18 protein-coding genes are annotated in these 19,836 nt (G+C 69.2%); 11 read left to right on the top strand and 7 right to left on the bottom strand.

Annotation, left to right across the window (positions count from 1 at the left end; translation table 11 throughout):
• Positions 1–4 precede the first annotated feature (4 nt).
• The 4 genes from AB0E69_RS32850 to pknB all read left to right on the top strand — a co-directional run bounded on the left by AB0E69_RS32850 (position 5) and on the right by pknB (position 6,196).
• Entirely contained in the window at positions 5–1,408 is a 1,404-nt protein-coding gene (locus AB0E69_RS32850) for a protein phosphatase 2C domain-containing protein (protein WP_360155111.1), read from the top strand.
• Positions 1,405–2,790, top strand: coding sequence for an FtsW/RodA/SpoVE family cell cycle protein (locus AB0E69_RS32845; RefSeq protein WP_360155108.1), 1,386 nt, complete (start codon positions 1,405–1,407; stop codon positions 2,788–2,790). Before AB0E69_RS32850 ends, AB0E69_RS32845 begins: the two co-directional genes overlap by 4 nt.
• Complete coding sequence (locus tag AB0E69_RS32840) at positions 2,787–4,241, top strand: penicillin-binding transpeptidase domain-containing protein (protein ID WP_360155105.1); 1,455 nt, start codon at positions 2,787–2,789, stop codon at positions 4,239–4,241. The genes AB0E69_RS32845 and AB0E69_RS32840 overlap by 4 nt, the downstream gene beginning before the upstream one ends.
• A gap of 122 nt (positions 4,242–4,363) precedes the next feature.
• Positions 4,364–6,196, top strand: coding sequence for a Stk1 family PASTA domain-containing Ser/Thr kinase (gene pknB / locus AB0E69_RS32835; protein WP_360155103.1), 1,833 nt, complete (start codon positions 4,364–4,366; stop codon positions 6,194–6,196).
• 76 nt (positions 6,197–6,272) lie between these two features.
• Here the strand turns inward: pknB and AB0E69_RS32830 are convergent, their stop codons facing one another.
• Positions 6,273–6,890 carry an aminodeoxychorismate/anthranilate synthase component II gene (locus AB0E69_RS32830; RefSeq protein WP_360155100.1) on the bottom strand — a complete coding sequence of 206 codons (618 nt, stop codon included), beginning with the start codon at positions 6,888–6,890 and terminating at the stop codon, positions 6,273–6,275.
• A 17-nt stretch (positions 6,891–6,907) separates the two neighbouring features.
• Positions 6,908–7,678, bottom strand: coding sequence for a DUF881 domain-containing protein (locus AB0E69_RS32825; protein ID WP_360155097.1), 771 nt, complete (start codon positions 7,676–7,678; stop codon positions 6,908–6,910).
• Between the two features lie 100 nt (positions 7,679–7,778).
• On the opposite strand from AB0E69_RS32825, the gene AB0E69_RS32820 reads away from it, so the two are divergent.
• From AB0E69_RS32820 to AB0E69_RS32800, 5 genes are all read left to right on the top strand, one after another.
• Positions 7,779–8,039, top strand: coding sequence for a cell division protein CrgA (locus AB0E69_RS32820; RefSeq protein WP_360155094.1), 261 nt, complete (start codon positions 7,779–7,781; stop codon positions 8,037–8,039).
• A gap of 25 nt (positions 8,040–8,064) precedes the next feature.
• On the top strand, positions 8,065–8,502 hold the full coding sequence (locus AB0E69_RS32815) for a hypothetical protein (RefSeq protein WP_360155091.1): 438 nt from the start codon (positions 8,065–8,067) through the stop codon (positions 8,500–8,502).
• A gap of 229 nt (positions 8,503–8,731) precedes the next feature.
• On the top strand, positions 8,732–9,256 hold the full coding sequence (locus AB0E69_RS32810) for an EXLDI protein (RefSeq protein WP_360155088.1): 525 nt from the start codon (positions 8,732–8,734) through the stop codon (positions 9,254–9,256).
• Positions 9,257–9,385: 129 nt separating this feature from the next.
• On the top strand, positions 9,386–10,333 hold the full coding sequence (locus tag AB0E69_RS32805; RefSeq protein ID WP_360155085.1) for an ATP-binding cassette domain-containing protein: 948 nt from the start codon (positions 9,386–9,388) through the stop codon (positions 10,331–10,333).
• A complete protein-coding gene (locus AB0E69_RS32800; RefSeq protein WP_360155082.1) occupies positions 10,330–11,121 on the top strand; it encodes an ABC transporter permease in 792 nt (263 codons plus the stop codon). The genes AB0E69_RS32805 and AB0E69_RS32800 overlap by 4 nt, the downstream gene beginning before the upstream one ends.
• On the opposite strand, the gene AB0E69_RS32795 is transcribed toward AB0E69_RS32800, so the two are convergent.
• Entirely contained in the window at positions 11,118–11,801 is a 684-nt protein-coding gene (locus AB0E69_RS32795; protein ID WP_360155079.1) for a pyridoxamine 5'-phosphate oxidase family protein, read from the bottom strand. The genes AB0E69_RS32800 and AB0E69_RS32795 overlap by 4 nt on opposite strands.
• 69 nt (positions 11,802–11,870) lie before the next feature.
• On the opposite strand from AB0E69_RS32795, the gene AB0E69_RS32790 reads away from it, so the two are divergent.
• Both AB0E69_RS32790 and AB0E69_RS32785 read left to right on the top strand, forming a co-directional pair.
• Positions 11,871–13,262, top strand: a complete 1,392-nt coding sequence (locus AB0E69_RS32790; RefSeq protein ID WP_360155076.1) for a PLP-dependent aminotransferase family protein — start codon at positions 11,871–11,873, stop codon at positions 13,260–13,262.
• A gap of 47 nt (positions 13,263–13,309) precedes the next feature.
• Entirely contained in the window at positions 13,310–14,272 is a 963-nt protein-coding gene (locus tag AB0E69_RS32785) for a hypothetical protein (RefSeq protein WP_360155073.1), read from the top strand.
• A 3-nt stretch (positions 14,273–14,275) separates the two neighbouring features.
• Here the strand turns inward: AB0E69_RS32785 and AB0E69_RS32780 are convergent, their stop codons facing one another.
• From AB0E69_RS32780 to AB0E69_RS32765, 4 genes are read right to left on the bottom strand one after another with little or no spacing between them, the layout of a single operon-like run.
• Positions 14,276–15,178: a hypothetical protein gene (locus tag AB0E69_RS32780; RefSeq protein WP_360155070.1), complete on the bottom strand. Its 903-nt coding sequence runs from the start codon at positions 15,176–15,178 to the stop codon at positions 14,276–14,278.
• Positions 15,179–15,233: 55 nt separating this feature from the next.
• Positions 15,234–16,112 carry a glycoside hydrolase family 43 protein gene (locus AB0E69_RS32775; protein ID WP_360155067.1) on the bottom strand — a complete coding sequence of 293 codons (879 nt, stop codon included), beginning with the start codon at positions 16,110–16,112 and terminating at the stop codon, positions 15,234–15,236.
• Positions 16,113–18,326: a family 43 glycosylhydrolase gene (locus tag AB0E69_RS32770; RefSeq protein WP_360155064.1), complete on the bottom strand. Its 2,214-nt coding sequence runs from the start codon at positions 18,324–18,326 to the stop codon at positions 16,113–16,115.
• A gap of 19 nt (positions 18,327–18,345) precedes the next feature.
• Positions 18,346–19,833 (bottom strand): alpha-N-arabinofuranosidase, encoded by a 1,488-nt coding sequence (locus AB0E69_RS32765; RefSeq protein WP_360155062.1) that lies wholly within the window; start codon positions 19,831–19,833, stop codon positions 18,346–18,348.
• Between the last annotated feature and the right edge of the window lie 3 nt (positions 19,834–19,836).

Below are 19,836 nucleotides of genomic sequence, written 5' to 3'. Positions count from 1 at the left end.
CTCGATGACCCTGTCGCTCGACTACGCCGCACTGTCCGACGTCGGACGGGTGCGCCGCAACAACGAGGACTCGGCGTACGCCGGTCCGCACCTGCTGCTGCTCGCCGACGGAATGGGCGGCGCGGCAGCCGGTGAGGTGGCCAGCGCGGCGGCCGTCCAGGTGATCCGGCGGCTGGACACCGCCGAGATCGGCGGCGAGGACATGATCGAGGCGCTGGCCGGCGCAGTGCACCGGGCCAACGAGCGGCTGTCCGAGCTGGTCGAGGAGGACCCCGAGCGCGAAGGCATGGGCTCGACCGTCACCGCGCTGATGTTCGACGGGCAGCAGCTCGGGCTGGCGCACCTCGGCGACTCCCGTGCGTACCGGATGCGGGACGGGCTGCTCTACCAGCTCAGCCACGACCACACCTTCGTGCAGTCGCTGGTGGACGAGGGCCGGATCTCCCAGGAGGAGGCCTTCACCCACCCGCACCGCAACCTGATCCTCCGGGTGCTCGACGGCCGCCCGGACTCCGACCCGGACCTGCAGATCCTGGACGTCCAGGCCGGCGACCGGTTGATGCTGTGCAGCGACGGCCTGCCCGACTACGTCAGCGACGAGGTCATCGCCGCCTCGATGGCGGGCGGTACGCCGGACTCCGTCGTCGTGGAGCTGATCACGCACGCGCTGGAGGCCGGCTCCAACGACAACGTCACCTGCGTCGTCGCCGACGTGGTCGAGACGCCGCCCGCGAGTGGTGCGTCCCCGCAGCTCGTCGGTGCCGCCGCCGAGCTCGCGCAGGGCAGCACCGGCCGCGGTGAGCCGACAACGGCGATCCGCGTCGGCGGCGACGGTATGAGCGGTGGCGGTCATGGGGGTCCGCTGGACCCGGAGGAGCTGCGCTACGCGCCACGGGCTCCGAAGCGGTTCCCCTGGCTGCGGCGGATCGCCGTCGTGGTGATCATCCTCGCGCTGATCGGTGGCGGCGGCTGGTTCACCTACAGCTGGACCCAGAAGCAGTACTACGTCGGCACCGACGGCGACAACGTGGCGATCTTCAAAGGTGTGGAGGCGGACATCCCCGGTCTGACGTTGTCGAGGGTGTTCGAGCGCCAGAACCTGCAGGTGAACAAGCTGCCGACGTACAGCCGCGAGCAGGTCGAGGGCAACATCCAGGCGGACAACCTGGCCGGTGCCCGGTCGATCGTCAGCGAGCTGCAGCGCACCGCCGACGAGTGCGCGGCGAAGACCAAGCCCACGCCCACCCCGAAGCCGCCGACACCGAAGCCCAGTACGCCGCCCGTCTCGAAGCCGCCGGTGTCCAAGCCACCGGTCACCACCCCGCCGCGGACGACACCGGTGTCGACCACACCGTCGACCACGCCTAGCACCCCCGTGGACCCCGACGACTGTGACGGCGTCCGATGAGCATCGCGTCGACCTCCGTCATCCAGATCATCCCGCGGACCCGGCGTGGGGTGGAGGCGCTGCTGCTCGCGATCGCGGTCGCGGTCTCGGTCGGTGCCTACGTGAACATCGGCATCACCGCCCAGGACGGCGTCCCGGCCAGCACCGGCCTGTACGCCGCCGGCATCGGCCTGCTCGCGTTGATCGCGCACCTGGCGCTGCGGTTCCGGGCGCCGTACGCGGACCCGGTGATCCTGCCGTGCGCCGTGCTGCTGAACGGCCTGGGCGTCGCGATGATCCACCGGATCGACCTCGGGCTGACCGAGATCGGCCGGACCAAGGGCGTCCCGTTCGCGCCGCAGCAGATCACCTGGACCGCGGTCGGCGTCGTGCTGTTCCTCGCCGTCATCATCGTGGTCCGCGACCACCGGCGGCTGCAGGCCTTCACCTACACCCTGGGCCTGACCGGTCTGGTCCTGCTGGTGCTGCCGCTCGTGCCGGGCATCGGCGCGAACGTCAACGGCGCCCCGATCTGGATCCGCGTCGCCGGGATGTCGTTCCAGCCCGGCGAGTTCGCCAAGGTCTGCCTGGTCATCTTCTTCGCCGGCTACCTGGTCGTGAAGCGCGACGTCCTGACCCTGGCCGGCCGCCGGTTCCTCGGCCTGGACCTGCCGCGCGCCCGCGACCTCGGGCCGATCCTGATCGCCTGGCTGGCCAGCCTGGGTGTCCTGGTCTTCGAGAGCGACCTCGGCTCCTCGCTGCTGTTCTTCGGCCTCTTCCTGTTCCTGTTGTACGTCTCCACCGAGCGGGCCGGCTGGCTGATCATCGGTGGCCTGCTGTTCGCCGGCGGTGCGTACTTCGCCTACCAGACCTTCGGGCACGTGCACCGCCGGGTGACCGACTGGCTGGACCCGTGGGCGATCGACGGTGGCCAGGTCAAGCTCGGGCTGATGGGCCAGTCCTGGGGCGGTGTCCTCGGCCGCGGCCTGGGCCAGGGTCACCCGGAGCTCACGCTGTACGCGAACAGCGACATGATCATCTCCTCGATGGCCGAGGAGCTCGGCCTGACCGGCCTGATCGCGATCATCCTGATCTACACGCTGATCGTCGAGCGCGGCCTGCGGGCGGCGCTCGGCTGCCGGGACATCTTCGGCAAGCTGATGGCGACCGGCCTGGCGATGTCGTTCGCGCTGCAGGTCTTCGTGATCGTCGGTGGCGTCACCGGCCTGATCCCGCTGACCGGTCTGGCCACGCCGTTCATGGCGCTCGGTGGTACGTCGCTGGTCGCGAACTGGGCGATCATCGCGCTGCTGCTCCGGATCAGCGACCAGGCCCGGCGGCCGCAGACCCCGGCCGCTCCCGTGTCCGACGAAACGATCGCGATGGCGGTGCAGAAGCAGTGAACTCAGCGATCCGACGACTGGCCGTGGCAGCGATCATCCTGATGCTCGCGCTGATGGCGAACTCGACGTACCTGCAGGCGTTCCGGTCGAACGAGATCAACGGCCGCAACGACAACAAGCGGGTCCGCGACTCGCAGTTCTCGGTCAACCGCGGCCCGATCCTGATCGGCAGTACGCCGGTCGCCCAGAGCAAGCCGTCCAACGACTCGTACAAGTACCAGCGCACGTACGCCTCCGGCCCGGTCTACGCACCGGTCACCGGGTACTACGCCTACGTCTTCGGCCGCGGCGGGATCGAGCTGACGATGAACTCCGAGCTGAACGGCTCGGACCCGTCGATGGCGTTCCGCCGGATGATCGACGTGATCAGCAACCGGCCGCAGCAGGGCGGCAGCGTGACGCTGACGCTGAACGCGGCGGCCCAGCAGGCGGCGTACTCCGGGCTCGGCAAGCAGACCGGTGCGGTGGTGGCGATCGAGCCGAAGACCGGCCGGATCCTGGCGATGGCGACGACGCCGTCGTACGACCCGAACCGGCTCGCCTCGCACGACCTGAAGAAGGCCGCCGCCGCCTGGGACGACCTGACCAAGGACGCGGACCGGCCGCTGTCGAACCGCGCGGCCCAGGAGCTCTACCCGCCGGGCTCGACGTTCAAGCTGGTCACCGCGGCAGCCGCACTGTCCAGCGGTAAGTACACGCCGGAGACCAAGACCAACTCGCCGGCCGAGCTGGTGCTGCCACAGACGACCGTGCCGCTGGTGAACGAGGACCACAAGAACTGCGGTGGCAGCAACAACGCGACGCTCACGGTCGCGCTGCAGTGGTCCTGCAACACCGCGTTCGGCTCGGTCGGTCTCGCCCTCGGCCCGGACGCGCTGCGCGAGCAGGCCGCCAAGTTCGGCTTCGGTGCGCGGCCGCTGGCCGAGCTGCCGAGCGTCGCGACCAGCCAGTTCCCCGGGGACCCGAACGAGCCGCAGACCGCGCAGTCCGCGATCGGCCAGTTCGACGTCCGGGCCACGCCGCTGCAGATGGCGATGGTGGCCGCCGGCATCGCGAACAAGGGCGAGGTGATGAAGCCCTACCTGGTGCAGAACGTGAAGACCCCGGACCTGAAGACCGTCACCGAGACCAAGCCGGAGACCTTGCACCAGGCCGTCACCCCGGAGGTCGCCGCCCAGCTGAACGCGATGATGGTCAACGTGGTCAACAACGGCACCGGCAAGCCGGGCCGGATCGACGGCATCCAGGTGGCCGGCAAGACCGGTACGGCGCAGACCTCGAAGGACCGCCCGCCGTTCGCCTGGTTCACCGCGTTCGCGCCGGCCGACGACCCGAAGATCGCGGTCGCGGTGCTGGTCGAGAAGGCCGACGTGGCCCGGGACGACATCGCCGGCGGAAAGCTCGCCGCCCCGATCGCCAAGAAGGTGATGGAGGCGGTGCTGAACCAATGAGCACGATACGGAATGATGCCGTCACAGCGCGTCTTTCCAACGGGGATCCACGTGTGGCGGCCGCTACCGTGGGCAAGTTGAGTGTGTTTTTGTCTACCGCAGACAGGTTGGAAGGCTGAGTCATGACATCGCAGGCACGTCTCGTCGGCGGCCGGTACGAAGAAGGCGAACCGCTCGGCCGCGGCGGCATGGCCGACGTCCGCCGGGGCGTGGACAACCGGCTCGGCCGGGCGGTCGCGATCAAACGGCTGCGGGTCGACCTGGCCAGTGACGCCACCTTCCAGGCCCGGTTCCGGCGCGAGGCCCAGTCGGCCGCGTCGCTCAACCACCCGACGATCGTCTCGGTCTACGACACCGGCGAGGAGCCCGACCCGAACGGCTCCGGCGTCACCATCCCGTACATCGTGATGGAGCTCGTCACCGGCAAGACGCTCCGCGACCTGATCCGCGAGGGCCGCAAGATCATGCCCGAGCGCGCCCTGGAGATCACCTCCGGCGTGCTCGAGGCGCTCGACTACAGCCACCGGGCCGGCATCGTGCACCGCGACATCAAGCCCGGGAACGTGATGCTGACCCCGCAGGGCCAGGTCAAGGTGATGGACTTCGGGATCGCCCGCGCGGTCGCCGACACGTCCTCCACGATGACCCAGACCGCGGCCGTCATCGGTACGGCGCAGTACCTGTCGCCCGAGCAGGCCCGCGGCGAGACCGTGGACGCGCGTTCCGACCTGTACTCGACCGGCTGCCTGCTGTACGAACTGCTCACCGGCCGGCCGCCCTTCGTGGGTGAGTCGCCGGTGTCGGTGGCCTACCAGCACGTCCGGGAACAGCCGCTGCCGCCGTCGTCGTTCGACCCGGACATTCCGCCGGAGGTCGACGCCGTCGTACTGAAGGCACTGGCGAAGAGCCGCGAGGAGCGGTACCAGAGCGCGTCCGAGATGCGGGCCGACATCCACCGGGTGCTGGCCGGCCAGCAGGTGACCGCGCCGATGGCGGCGGTCGCGGAGACCCGGGCGATGGCTCCGACGACGGTCGCGCCGGTCGCGGCGACCCAGGCGTTCCGGCAGACCGGCGGGGACGACCTGCTCCCGCCGGGTGGTGACGACCTCGAGGAGGACCCGCGCGGGCGGCGCAACCGTGGCCTCGCGTACTTCCTGCTCGGTCTCGCCATCGTGGCGATCGCGGTCGGCGCGTACGCGCTGTTCACGAACCTCGGCAACGACAACAAGGGCGCCGGGGGCGGCCCGACCACGTCGGCGCCGGCGAAGGTCGACGTACCCGACGTGACCGGCAAGTCGCTGACCGAGGCGACCACGCTGCTCACCGCCAAGAACCTGAAGGTCGCGTCGTCCAGCGAGAAGAGCGACACCGTCGGCCGGGGATCGATCATCCGGCAGACGCCGCAGGGCGGCACGCAGGCGGACGAGGGGTCCACAGTCACGGTCGTGGTCTCGTCCGGCCAGACCGCGTTCTCGGTGCCGGACGTGATCGGGATGTCGGAGTCCAAGGCGCGCAAGGCGCTCGAGGACGCCAAGGGCCAGTTCAAGGTCAAGGACAAGTCGGTCGAGCAGGACAGCGACGAGAAGAAGGGCACCGTGCTGTCGGTGAGCCCGGACCCGGGCGGGCAGTACCCGTCGGGTCAGGAGTTCACGCTGACCATCTCCAGCGGCAAGAGCAACGTCGACGTGCCGAACGTGGTCACCCAGTCGTACGACGACGCGAAGCTCACGCTGGAGCAGGCCGGCTTCCGGGTCGGGTACGTGTTCGGGAACGACCCGAACGCGGCCGACGGGCAGGTGCTCCAGCAGAGCCTCAAGGCCGGGACGAAGGCGCCGAAGGGCTCGCTGATCACGCTCACGGTCAACAAGCAGCAGGACTCGCCGCCGCCGACCAACCCGACCAACTCGGACACCCCGCCGACGACCGACCCGACGCCGAAGATCACGATCGGCTGAGAACGCGATCGGCTTTGAACGCGAAATCCCCCCGGAGCGGCTCGCTCCGGGGGGATTTTCGTTGGTCCAGCGGGCGTCAGCTGACGACCGGGGCCAGGCCGGCCGAGCGGGCGACCGCGTCCGGGTCGCCGCAGATCGCGAGCCAGTTGGCCAGCATCCGGTGGCCGCCCTCGGTGAGCACCGACTCGGGGTGGAACTGCACGCCCTCGACCGGCAGGTCCCGGTGCCGAGCCGCCATGATCACGCCGGCCTCGGTGCGGGCGGTGACCTGCAGCTCGTCCGGGACGGAGTCCTGCCTGATCGCCAGCGAGTGGTACCGGGTCGCGGTGAACGGCGACGGCAGTCCGGCGAGTACGCCGGCGCCCTCGTGGAACACTTGGCTGGTCTTCCCGTGCAGGAGCTCGTCGGCGCGCCCTACCACGCCGCCGTACGCGACGCCGATCGCCTGCAGGCCGAGGCAGACACCGAAGATCGGCGTACTGCCGCCTTGCTCGCGGACGATGTCCACGCACGCGCCGGCCTCTTCTGGCGTACCGGGACCGGGGGACAGCAGGACGCCGTCGTACTCACCGGCCTGGTCGGGAGTGACCTCGTCGTTGCGCAGCACGGTGGTGTCGGCCTGCAGTTGCTGCAGGTACTGCACCAGGTTGTAGACGAAGGAGTCGTAGTTGTCGACGACAAGGATCCGCGGCATGCGGACCATTGTGACAGCTATCTCCCGGAGGCCGTCGGGCTGGCGGAGGGGGTGTGCGGGTAGCCCGGCACGGTGGCGCTCTCGAGGTCCAGGGTGCCCTCGTACGCCGGCATGGAGATCGCGGATTCGTTCTTCACGTCGTATCCGAGCTGGAACTTCACGACGTAGTCCTGCAGGTTCTCGATGTACTTCGAGTCGTCCAGCGCCTGCTGCAGCTTCCGCCGGTCGCCGATCGCGGTGATCTTGTACGGCGGCAGGTACGGGACGCCGTGCAGGACGACGGAGTTGCCGACGCACTTGATGCCGGTCGTGGAGATCACCCGGTGGTTCTGGATCGAGATCGCGTCCGCACCGCCGGCCCAGAGCGCGTTGACGACCGCCTGGATGTCCTGCTGGTGGATGACCAGCCAGTCCGCGTCGACGTCCGGGTTCTCCTTGACCACCTCGGACGGGGCGTCCTTGAGTGTGACGGTCAGGCCCGGTCCGTTGACCGGTGTGGTGCCGACCGCGTCGGACAGGTCCTGGAGCTGCTTGGCGAGCTTTGGGTCGATCGAGCCCTGCTGTGCCTGCAGCCGCTCGATGTCCTGGGTCAGTGCGGCGTGCTGACGGACCAGGCCGGCACTGCGGCGGCTCTGTTCCTCCACGAGACCCGCGAGCGTAGTGTTACGGCTGGGCCGCAGGTCCGTGCCACGGGCGTTGGTGGCACTGGTCGCGAACAGCAGTCCGGCGCACAGCAGCGCCAGCGGTGCACCCGCGCGCCACAACGAAATACGCCTGAATCTCCGCACCCGTGATCTCCCTGTTGCCCTCTGCACTACGCTAACGCGAGACCGGACCCGTACAGGTCCTCGACGGTCAGCTTATGGCGTCCTTACAAGGAGTTCAGTCGTGCCCGAGTCGAGCAGTCGTAACAAGAAGAAGACCGAGAAGGTCAAGGTGGAGAAGACGCCGAAGCGGCCGCGCACCACCAGCCGCGTCTGGGTGGCGCCGCTGATGCTGGCGTGCTGGCTCCTTGGCCTCGCCTGGCTGGTCGTCTTCTACGTCGCCGGCCAGGACATCCCGGTGATGGACGACCTCGGCAACTGGAACCTCCTGATCGGCATGGGCCTGATCGCCCTCGGCTTCGTCGTCTCCACCCAGTGGGTCTAACAGTTATCCACAGCCGCGGCGCCCGGTGAGTCGCAGCATCACGCGGGACAACCTCGGGGCGTGGCTGCTCAAGGCGAATCCCGAGTCCGGGTCACCCGTCGCCCGGTGGATCAAGCAGGGCGGGAAGGTGGTCGAGTCGTGGTGCGTCGTACCCGGCTACCGGTCGGAGCTGATGACTCCTGAGGACAAGGTCGTGCTGTGGGTCTCCGGCAACGGCCGTCGGGTGGCTCGGGGTATCTGGGGCCTCGGCCGGGTCATCGCTCCCGTGGACGGCAACGGCCACGAAGTCAGGGTGCAGCTGAAGCTGCCGCTGCTGGCAGAGCCCGTCCCGGCGGAGGATCTGGTCGCGGCCGGGATCACCGATCTCGAGGTGCAGCGGATACCGCAGGGCTCGAACCCGTCCTGGCTGTCGGCGGAGCAACTGGCGCGGCTGGCGCCTCTGCTCCCGCCCTGGCCGACGTAGTTATCCACAGTCGTTTCCCCAGGTGTGCACACCGTTTGGTGGGGGTTGTGCACAGGTGTGGCGGGGCTTTTCCACGGAAAGTGACTGAAAGTGGCGCGAATCTGTGGATAACCCAGGTTTGAGGCGAGTGGTTTCCACACCGTTCACCATCCGCTCCTGACCTACGTAGAGATATATGTAGACACCTGCGTAGAGGTCTGCGTATAGTTCTACGTAGGAGGAGAGAGCGATGCCGAACAAGACGATCTACGTGTCCGACGACGACCTGCCGTTGTACAAGCGGGCGCAGGAGCTGGCCGGGAACCTGTCCTCGGCGATCTCGGTCGCGCTGCGCAAGTACGTCGAGATGGAAGAGGGCCGGCTGGAGGGGTACGACGAGATCACCGTGCGGGTCGGCCGGGGGACCGGCCGCAAGCAGCGGTTCTCCGGCGTACTGATCGCCGAGGGCGGCCGGTCGAGCAGCACCGGGTACGAAGCGTTCAAGGTCTACCGCAGCCGGACCGGCAAGTTCGTGCTGCACGCCGACCGGCGCAGCCAGTACAACGTCGGCGCCGACGACGAGCGCTACCTGACCGGCTGGCGCTCCTGGGTCGGCAACTGGAGCTCCGACCAGTCCTGGAGCATGGCCCAGGGTGAGCAGACGCTGACCGTCGTCGACACGGTCGAGGAGCTGCGCGCACTGGTGCCCGAAGACCTCTACGTCCTGGTCGAGGAGGCCGCCCACCAACCGGCGGTCGAGGACCTCGACATCTAGCTAACACCCAAGTCCACGCACCGGCGGCCCGCTCAGGGCCGGCCGGGTGGGCGAGCACGCCCAAATCCTCCTGCCACACACCGTGAACCCACCTGGGTCGGTTCACCCTGCCCGAAGAGAGGACCTCTCATGTCTGCAGCAATAGACGTCGGCGGCCTGCGCAAGTCGTACGGCGCCAAACTCGTGCTCGACGGCATCGACCTGAACGTTGCCGAAGGCACCATCTTTGCCCTGCTCGGCCCGAACGGGGCCGGCAAGACCACCGCGGTGCAGATCCTGTCCACCCTGATCGCGGCCGACGCCGGCACGATCCGCGTGGCCGGCCACGACCTGCACCAGGACCCAGAGGCCGTCCGCGCCGCGATCGGCGTGACCGGCCAGTTCTCCGCGGTTGACGGCCTGCTCACCGGCCGGGAGAACCTGATCATGATGGCCGACCTGCACCACCTCGGCCGGACCGCGGGCCGCGAGCGCGCGGACGAGCTGCTGGCGCAGTTCGACCTGGAAGCGGCCGGCGGCAAGCTGGCGATGACGTACTCCGGCGGCATGAAGCGCCGCCTCGACCTGGCCATGACGCTGGTCGGACGGCCGTCGATCATCTTCCTCGACGAGCCGACCACGGGTCTCGACCCGCGCAGCCGGCACAGCATGTGGACGATGATCCGCGAGCTGGTCGCCGGTGGCGTCACGGTCCTGCTCACCACGCAGTACCTCGAGGAAGCCGACCAGCTGGCCGACCGGATCGCCGTGCTCGACCACGGGAAGCTGGTCGCGCAGGGTACGCCGGAGGAGCTCAAGCGGCTCGTGCCCGGCGGCCACATCCGGCTGCGGTTCACCTCGCCGGACGAGTTCGCCCTCGCCGGCAAGGTGCTGCCGGACGCCGTACCGGATCTCGAGTCGCTGGTCCTGCAGGTGCCGAACGACGGCAGCGTGCACTCGCTGCGCGCCCTGCTGGCCCGGATCGACGACGCCTCGCTCGAGGTCGACGAGCTCACTGTCCACACCCCCGACCTGGACGACGTCTTCTTCGCCGTCACCGGTCAGCCCACGCAGCACGAGGAAGTGACCACCAAATGAGTACGACGACTGTGCACCCGATGGCCGACATCAACACCATGCTGCGCCGCAACCTGCGGCACGCCCAGCGCTACCCAGGCGTCTCGATCGGGACGCTGGCGATGCCGGTGATCATGCTGCTGCTGTTCGGTGTCGTGTTCGGCAAGACGTTCAAGGCCGGGCTCGGCGGCGCCGGCTTCGACTACATCGACTATCTGATCCCCGGGATCCTGCTGCTCACGGTGACCTCGGGGACGATGGGCCCAGCGATCGCGGTCTGCACCGACATGACCGAAGGCATCGTGGCCCGGTTCCGGACGATGTCGATGTTCCGGCCGGCGGTGCTGACCGGGGCCGTGCTCGGCAGCATGCTGCAGATCCTCGCCAGCCTGGCGCTGGTGCTCGGCTTCGCGCTGGCCATCGGCTTCCGGCCGAACGCGTCGTTCGGCGACTGGTTGCTGGTGATCGGGCTGCTGGTCGCGCTCACGTTCGCGTTCACCTGGCTGGCCGTCGCGCTCGGCCTGGTCAGCAAGACGCCGGAGGGCGCGAGCAACATCGTCCTGCCGCTGAACCTGCTGTTCCCGTTCCTGAGCACGACCTTCATTCCGCTGGACGCGATGCCGAAGGGCCTGCGCTGGTTCGCGGAGTACCAGCCCTTCACGCCGATCATCGAGACCCTGCGGCACCTCCTGATCGGCACGCCGACCGACACCGGTGAAGGATGGGTCGCGCTGGCCTGGTGCTTCGCCATCGCGGTGGTCGGCTACTTCTGGGCCCAGAAGAACTACAACAAGGGCACCGTGGCCTAGGACGGCGCGCCGAGTTGATTGGCCCGAGTGCGGACGTGGGCCGGCACCAGAAGGTCGCAGTCGGAGTTGGTGACCGGCTCGTCGGCGACTACCCGGAGGGGGAGTACGCCGGTCCAGTAGGGAAGGTCCTGGTCCCCGGGTTCGTCGTTGGCCTCGCCGGTGCGCGTCTTCACCGAGGCCTCGGTCAGCTCGAGGGCCAGGACCGACGTCTTCGCCAGCTCCTTGCGGTTCGGTGGGCGGACCGCGGTGGAGCGGCCGGGGACCAGGTGGTCGACGATGCGGTTGAGGCCGTGCAGCTTCTCGTCGGGGTCGGTGACGATGCGGGGTACGCCGAAGATGACGGCGGACCGGTAGTTCACCGAGTGGTGGAAGGCGGAGCGGGCCAGCACCAGGCCGTCGGTGTGCGTGACCGTGACGCAGATGGTCTGCTGCGGGGCAGCGACCACGCTGCGAGCGGCGACGGAGCCGTGCAGGTACAGCGTCCCGTCCGGCCCGCGGTCCAGGTCCACGCCGTACGCCGTCGGCAGCACGAGCGGATCCCCGTCCACCACGACGCCCAGGTGGCAGAACATGCCCGCGGACAGGACGTCGTGCAGCGCCGAGCGATCGGTGGCAGCGCGCTCCTTGGAGCGACGCAGTGAGGTGCGGGCTGTGGGCTGGAGTGGCGTCGTCACGGTCATATATCCAGCGTCAACCGGGCGGTGGCATGCTGGCACGGTCCATTCCCGTACGAATCAGGTAGTCCATTCGTGGAAAGCTCGCTACCGCTGACCATCGACCGGTCCGCCGCACTCCCGCTGCACCTGCAACTGGCAGAGCAGTTCCGGGCCGCTGTCCTGGACGGCCGCCTCCAGGCCGGGCACCGGCTGCCGTCGACCCGCGACCTCGCCCGGGAGCTGTCTGTGTCCCGGTCCGTCACGCAGGCGGCGTACGACCAGCTGCACGCCGAGGGCTGGATCGAGGGCCGCACCGGCGCCGGCACGTTCGTCACCGACGTCGCGCCGCTGCAACCCGCCGTACGCCGGCAGACGGCCGCCAAGGTGGATCCCGACGCCGGCCTGCTGACGCTGCGCCCCGGCATCCCGTACATCGGCCCGACCCCGGATCAGGGCTGGCGCCGCGCGTGGCGCGAGGTCTCCACGCAGTCCCCACCACCCGGGTACGACGATGCCGCCGGCATCCTGGAGCTCCGCGCGGCCCTCGCCGACCACGTCGGCCGGACCCGCGGGATCGCCTGCGGCCCGGAGAACGTCCTCGTCACCAACGGCACCGTCCATGGCCTGCGGCTGCTGCTGTCGGTCACCCAGGAGCCCGGGGACCGGATCGCGATCGAGGACCCCGGCTACCTGAACGCGGTCGTCGCCGCGCACGACCATCGGCTCGAGATCGTCGACGTCCCGGTCGACGCGGACGGCCTCCAGGTCTCCGCGCTCAGCACCGACGTACCGGCCGTCTACGTCACGCCCTCGCACCAGTACCCGCTCGGTGGCCGGCTGTCCGTTGCCCGGCGCAACGAACTGGTCCGCTGGGCGCGCCGGACCGGCGCGCTGCTGATCGAGGACGACTACGACAGCGAGTTCCGGTACGACGTCGCGCCGCTGCCCGCGCTCGCCCAGCTCGACCTGGACCGGGTCGTCCACCTCGGCACACTCTCGAAGACGATCAGCCCCGCGCTCCGGCTCGGATGGCTGGTCGCCGCGGAGTCGATGGTCGAGCGGCTTGCGTCGTTCCGCGCCGAGTCCGGCGACTGGCCCGGCTGGCCGATGCAGGCGGCCCTGCTCTCGATGCTCCGCGACGGCTACCTCGACCAGGCCGTCCGCCGCGGCCGCCGCCTGTACGCCGACCGCCGTACCCAGACCTGCGCCGCCCTCAGCCCCTACGGCGAGATCATCGGCCAGGACGCCGGCCTGCACATCACCTTGATCCTGCCCGAGCACCTCGACGACCGAGCGGTCGCGGCCACCGCCCGCGACGCCGGCGTCATCGTCGCCCCGCTCTCCGACTACCGCCGGACCAACCCCGGCCCACCCGGCCTGGTCATCGGCTACGCCACTCCGTCCACTCCGGACCTGGACAAGGCCCTCGCGATCCTGACGCACGTCCTGGACCATTCAGCTGCCATCGAAACGATGTCCGACTGACCTGTGCTGCTGCCACCCTCGGTGTCGCACACGACGAGGGAGGACCGATGAAGGCTGGGATCGCGCTGCTGGCACTGGGCGTTCCGATGGTGGTCGGAACGGCGACGGCGAACGCCGTGGCGCCGGAGACCTGCTTGCAGCACCCGCTGGCCGTTCCGGCCGGGATGACCGCGGTCTCCCCGGACGCGGTCGCACCCGCCGGGCGGTTCGTCGTCGGTGACGGCCAACTCTCCGGCGGCGAGTCGGCGGTGGTGCGCTGGCACGACGGCGTACCGAAGAAGGTCGAGCTGCCGGTCGGCTCGGCCGTCGCCGCCGACGTGAGCGACGACGGCCAGATCGTGATAGCCGCCGGGCGCCGGAACTTCCGCTACCGCGACGGCGAACTGGAGCCGCTGGCCACGCCGTCCGGGTACGCCGAGGCGAGCGCCGGGTACATCGACAACAAGCACGGTCTGATCGCCGGCGCCGTCTACGACGCCGACTTCTGGAACGCACACGGCGTGGTCTGGGATGCCACCAACCAGCCGCACGTCCTGACCCTCCCGGCCGGCTTCAACGAGACGCGGATCAACGGGATCGACGATGACGGCACGGTCGTCGGTGCTGTGATGGACTGGGACTACGAGGGCGCCACCGTCCGCTCGCAACGCGCGGCGTCCTGGCGCCCGGACGGCACCATCACCCTGCTGTCCGGCGGGGTGGAAGCGACCGCGGTCCGAGGTGGAGTTGCCGTCGGCATCGAGAGTGACGGCACCGCCGTGAAGTGGCAACTCGGTGCCGGCACTCCCGCTACGCCGTTCGACTCCGGGCGCGGGCGGCCGACCGCGATCAACGACGCCGGCTCGGTGCTGGTCGGTGACCACCTGCTCACGGCGGAGGGCCAACGCCCACTGGAGATGAAGGACCCTGGCGGCGCCAGCGGCATCGACGCCAGGGACCTCGACGACCACAATCAGGTCCACGGCACCGATCGCCTCACCGACCAAGCCGTCCGCTGGGACTGTGGTTGAGCGTCAGTCGCCGTTGATGACGTCGAGGTAGTCGACCGGGCCCCAGCGGAAGTAGACCGGGTCGGCGTACGTGCCGTTGACCTTGCCGAGCGAGTTGATCACAGTCGACGTGCCGTTCGCGTGGCCGAATGCGTACAGGTTCGCCGTCTTGGTGTCCTTGTCGATACCGACGACGACGGTGCCGTAGTTGCCGCACGGGCCGGCGACCAGGCTCTCGAAGCCCTGCCAGGTGCCGGGGCGGATCTTGGTGACGATCGGCTTCAGCGGCGAGGTGATCGGGATCCGGATCGTGTACAGCGCGCCGCTGCGGGTGTTCGCGAGGAACGTGTCGTACTTCGCGGTCTTGCTGATCAGCGTCATCGACTTGACCGAGGAGAACCCGGTCGCCGAGCCGGCCGCAACCAAGCCCTTGCCACCCTCGCTCCAGCGGAACAGAGTGCCGTCGCTGCGCAGCCCGTAGAACATCGCGTGCTTCGTCGTGCCCTGCTCGAAGTACACGTGCTCGATCTGGGTGAAGTTCGTCCAGCCGCCACCGACGCGCGTCGTCGCGTTGATGCCCGCGTTGAAGTTGTAGGCGCGGTGGTAGAGGCTGTCGGCCAGGACGACGTACCCGGAGCTGTCCAGGCCCGCCACATTCGGCTCGGACTGGAAGGTGGAGCTCGCCCGGACTGGGCCGAACGTGAAGATGCCCGGCGTCGTGCTGGTCTTGCCCACCACCGGCGGGGTGCCGGCCGTGATGCCCGTGGTGGTGTGAGACCCGTTGGCCGTCACCGAGCCCAAACTCAGCTTGCAGGCCGCGGTCGCGGCCGTCGCGGACGTTCCGGTCGCATAGGCGCCCGAGGTGATCGCGGTCGCGGTCAGTGCCGCCGCCCCGATCACCATGCTGACCATGCTTCGTCGCTTCACAATCGCTCCCTCGTCGTTGTCTTCACTGACCACGATGCGGAGGCGACCGGGAAGGTTACGGGTTTTCGTGGCGGGGCGGCTCGACGGTCGGGCGGTCACCGTCCCAGGTCAGCCGGGAGAGCCACATCGTGCGGCCCTTCGGGTCGGTGCCGACCTGGGCCGGATCCCAGGCGTGGTAGACGAACCAGTCGCCGAGGACCATGTTGTGACCCGGGCCGGCCGCGTCGGGTGAGCTCGACAGGATCGGGTCACCCGACTTCGTGCACGGGCCGATGGGGGACTCGCAGAGCGCATGACCGACGGCGTACGCCGCCTGGTCGAAGGCGTTGCCGGAGTAGAAGAGGTGGAACTTGCCGTCGCGTTCCACCATGTACGGCGCCTCGACCAGGTTGCCCTCCCACGCGAGGTCCTGCCTGATCAGCCGGTGCACCGGGCCGACGAGCGTGAGCCCGTCGGCGGAGAGCTCCGACACGTAGATCCAGGTGTCGACGCCGATCGCGTTGCCGTCGTTCTTCCAGTACAGCCAGCGTTTCCCGGTCGAGTCCCGGAACGGTGACGCGTCGATCGACCCGCCCTCGGCGGCCTGACTGATGAGTGGCCGTGGAGATTTGTCGATATATGGACCCGTGGGCCTGGACGCGACCGCGAGGCCGATGCACTGGTGACCGGACGCGAGGTCGCGCGTCGTGTAGTACATGACGAACCGGTCCGCCGCGTGCACCGCGACCTCGGGCGCCCACACCCGTCCGGGTGCGGTCCAATCCGGTAACGACGGCAGCGCATCGCCGACCTGCTGCCACGACACCAGGTCCGTCGAGCGCAGCGTCTGCACGTTGCCGAGCGGGCCGTTGGTCGCGAAGGCGTAGTACTCATTGCCGACAGCAATGATCTGTGGGTCGGCGAAGCCGCCGTCGTAGACCGGATTGGTGTACATCTACTTGCTCTCGTAGAACCGCAGGTAGTCGAAGGTCGCCACCGGCGGCGGGTTCGCGCCGGTGAACTCACCGTGCGCGTAGAGCCCGATCTTCGCCGCGGACGGCAGCACCCACGCCGCTCCCCAGGTCCAGTTCTTCCCGTCGACCGACGTACCGGCGCGGTAGACGTGCTCGCCGGCCGCGTTCTGGTGGTACGCGAGCCGCATCCACAGCGTCGGCGCCGACCGCCCGATCGCGGCCGCGCCGTACGACGTCGCACCGTCCGACGGCCGGGCCACGAGCTCACGTCCGTACTCCGTCTGCCGCGTCTTCCAGATGGCGACGTTGCCGAGCCGGGCGAAGTCGTTGTCATTCAGGTACGCGATCATGCCCGCCTGCTGGTAGTTGCGGACGTCGTCGATCCCAGTGTCGAGGTGCAGCTTGGTCTCGGCGATCCAGCTCGTGCCCGCCGGGGTGGCGTGCAGGAGCAGGCCGGCGTTGTTGCCGCTGCCGACCATGTCCGCGTTCTCCAGCGGCCAGTTGAGGTTGCCGTCAGCAACTGTGGCGTTGGCGTCCGGACGGATCCAGGACCAGGCCGGCCCGAGGGCGCCGTTGAAGTCGTCGCCGACGAGGAGCTTTCCGGTGCGCGGTACGTCAGCCGGCTTGGTGACCGGCTTCGCGACCGGACGAACCGTCAGGTTGTCCACCTCGGCCGACCCGAGCCACCGCACCGGAGCCGACCCCAGGCGCACACCGGGCAACTTCGCCTCTGCGTAGACATCTCCTAGGCCTGCGTCATTCAGTCTCGCTGTCACGGAGGATTCGTCCACCTGTACTGACAGCTTGTTCCACTGGGTGCGGTCGAAGTCGGCGGGAAGGGGGACTGAGGTTGTACGACGGCCGACTACGAGGACGAGACGATCCTTCGTAACGGACGCAACGACCTGATTACCCAGGACGGTTGTGAACGAGGTGCTGAGTCTTACGTCTGCCTCTACGCGGAGGGAGCCGGCGGGGGCTGAGTTGCGGGTTTGGGCGGCGGTTTTGATGGTGGCGGTTGCGCCGCCGAGCTGGTCTGCCTGGGTGCGGGTGGCGCCGAGTAGACCTGCGGCTGGGTCGGTGGAGTCAATGCCCAACGACGAACCGGTGGCCGGTGCGGGGACCGGGCCTTCGGACGGGCCGGCGCCGGCGTTGGTGCGGGGCCAGCCGTTGATCCAGTCGATGCGGTCGATCAGCATCGGCCGCCGGTTGATGCCGAACGGGTCGGTCAGCCACGGGGTACCGCGGTCGATCGCGTGGTAGACGATGTGGTCCTGGCCGGCCGCGTCGGTGATGAACGCGTGGTGGCCCGGTCCGATCCACTTGTTGCCGTTCTGCGTGATGACCGTGGTCCCACCGACCCGGGAGTCGGTCATGGCGGCGCCGTCCGCGTCGACGAACGGCCCGCGCGGTGACTTGGAGCGGCCGGCGAAGACGGAGTACCCCGTGGTCGGCCCGGCGCAGCAGTTCATCGACGAGCCCATCAGGTAGTACCAGCCGTCGCGGTAGACGACGTACGAGCCCTCGTAGCGGTCGCCGATCGTCACCTGGGTGGGGGTGCCGACCGCGTGCATACCGTCGGGGCTCAGCTCGGTGACCGAGAGGCCGCCGTAGAAGCCGCCGTAGTACAGGTACCGCTTGCCGTCCGCGGCGGTCAGCATGGCCGGGTCGATCGTGCCCAGGTATCCACCGGAGCCGTCGGGCCGCGGTGCAATGACTGGGCCGTCCGTAGCGGTCCACGGGCCGGCAGGGGTCGGTGCGGTGGCCACACCGATGGCAGGGTCGCCGCCGGGGTTGGCCAGCGTGTCGGTGACGGTGAAGTACATGACGTAGCGGCCGCCGAAGTACCGGATGTCCGGGGCCCAGAAGAACGAGCCGGGCGCGGCCCAGGCGGGCTTGGTCTGGTCGTTGAAGACAGTGCCCAGGTACTCCCACTTGCTGAAGTCCTTGGTCCGGGCCATGTGCATCAGGCCGAACGGACCGTTCGCGACCAGCGGGTCGGAGGTGGCGTAGGCGTACCAGTAGCCGTCGCGGCCCTGGATGATCGACGGGTCGGCGAACGAGTCGGCCCCGAAGGCCTTCGACACCGGGTTGGTGGACGTCACCGGTGGCGCCGGTGCGGCGTACGCCGTCGTACCGCCGACCAGGGCGGTGACAGCAAGAGCTGCTGCTAGTAGTCGTTTCTTGGAAGGCACGGGCGGGTCCCCTCTCGGATCAACTGCTGAGCTGGATCAGATGCCACGAAGCCGGCGGCAACGTGGCGCGGCAGACGCCGTCGACGACCTCGGTGCCGTCGACGGACCGGGGCTGCACCCGGTCCGGGTCGTCCGCGCTGTTCATGGCCGACCGGTCGTCGTCGTACAGGGCGAGGTGCCGGACCAGGCGGCCGGTCACCGGGATCTCCAGGTCGATCTTTTCGGTCTCGCTCCGGTTCACCACGAAGATCGCGAGCTCCCCGGTGCTGTCGTCGTACGTCGCGGTGCTCCACAGCGCCGGGACCCGGCCGAAGGCGGCGGTGTCGATCTCCGGGCCGTCGGCGATCGCGGTCCGCAGCACGGTCGGACCGGCGTACCGCGCGGTGAGCGCGAACGGGTGGAAGATCGTCTGCCGCCACGCGCGGCCGCCGGGCTCGGTGCGGATCGGTCCGATCACGTTGACCAGTTGCGCGAGGCAAGCGATCTTCACCCGGTCCGCGTGCCGGAGCAGCGTGATCAGCAGGCTGCCGACGACCACCGCGTCGTCGACGGTGTAGGTGTCCTCGATCAGCGGGCCGGCCTCGCGGATCTCGAGGCCGAGCTCGCCGGGGAAGTCCGCCTGGCGCCAGACGTTCCACTCGTCGAAGGACAGCGTGATCTCCTTGTCACTGCGCTTCAACGCACGGACATGGTCCGCGGTCGCGATCACGGACCCGATCATCCGGTCCATCTCCTCCGCGGCGGCCAGGAAGCCGGCCTGGTCACCGTCGTGCGGCTCGTAGTACGCGTGCAGGCTGATGTGGTCGACCAGGTCGTAGGTGCGCTCGAGGACGACGCGCTCCCACTCGCCAAAGGTCGGCATCTGGGCGTTGCTGGAGCCGCAGGCCACGAACTCGAGATCCGGGTCGACCCGGCGCATCGCGTTCGCGGCCTCCTCGGCGAGCCGCGCGTACTCCTCGGGAGTCTTGTGGCCGATCTGCCAGGGCCCGTCCATCTCGTTGCCCAGGCACCAGATCTTGATGCCGTGCGGTTCCTCGGCGCCGTTCGCCACCCGACGGTCGGCGGGTTCGGTCCCGGCCGGCAGGTTGCAGTACTCGAGCAGGTCGACGGCCTCGCGAATCCCGCGGGTACCGAAGTTCGCCGCCCAGATCGGCTCCACCCCGGCCTTGCGGGACCAGGCGACGAACTCGTCGGTGCCGAACTGGTTCGGCTCGATCGCCCGCCAGGCGAGGTCGAGGCGCCGCGGCCGCTGGTCCTTCGGGCCGACGCCGTCCTCCCAGTGGTAGTTCGAGACGAAGTTGCCGCCCGGGTAGCGGACCGCGGTGACGCCGAGCTCGCGGACCAGCTCGAGCACGTCCTGCCGGAACCCGTCCGCGTCGGCCGTCGGATGCCCCGGCTCGTAGATCCCGGTGTAGACGCAGCGGCCCATGTGCTCCACGAACGACCCGAACAGCCGCCGGTCGACGGCGCCGACCACGAAGGCCGGATCTACGACAAGGCGCGCCATCAG

Origin of the sequence: Kribbella sp. NPDC026611, from assembly GCF_040638345.1 — a bacterium.
GTDB lineage: Bacteria > Actinomycetota > Actinomycetes > Propionibacteriales > Kribbellaceae > Kribbella.
This window is presented reverse-complemented; position numbering and strand designations above follow the sequence as displayed.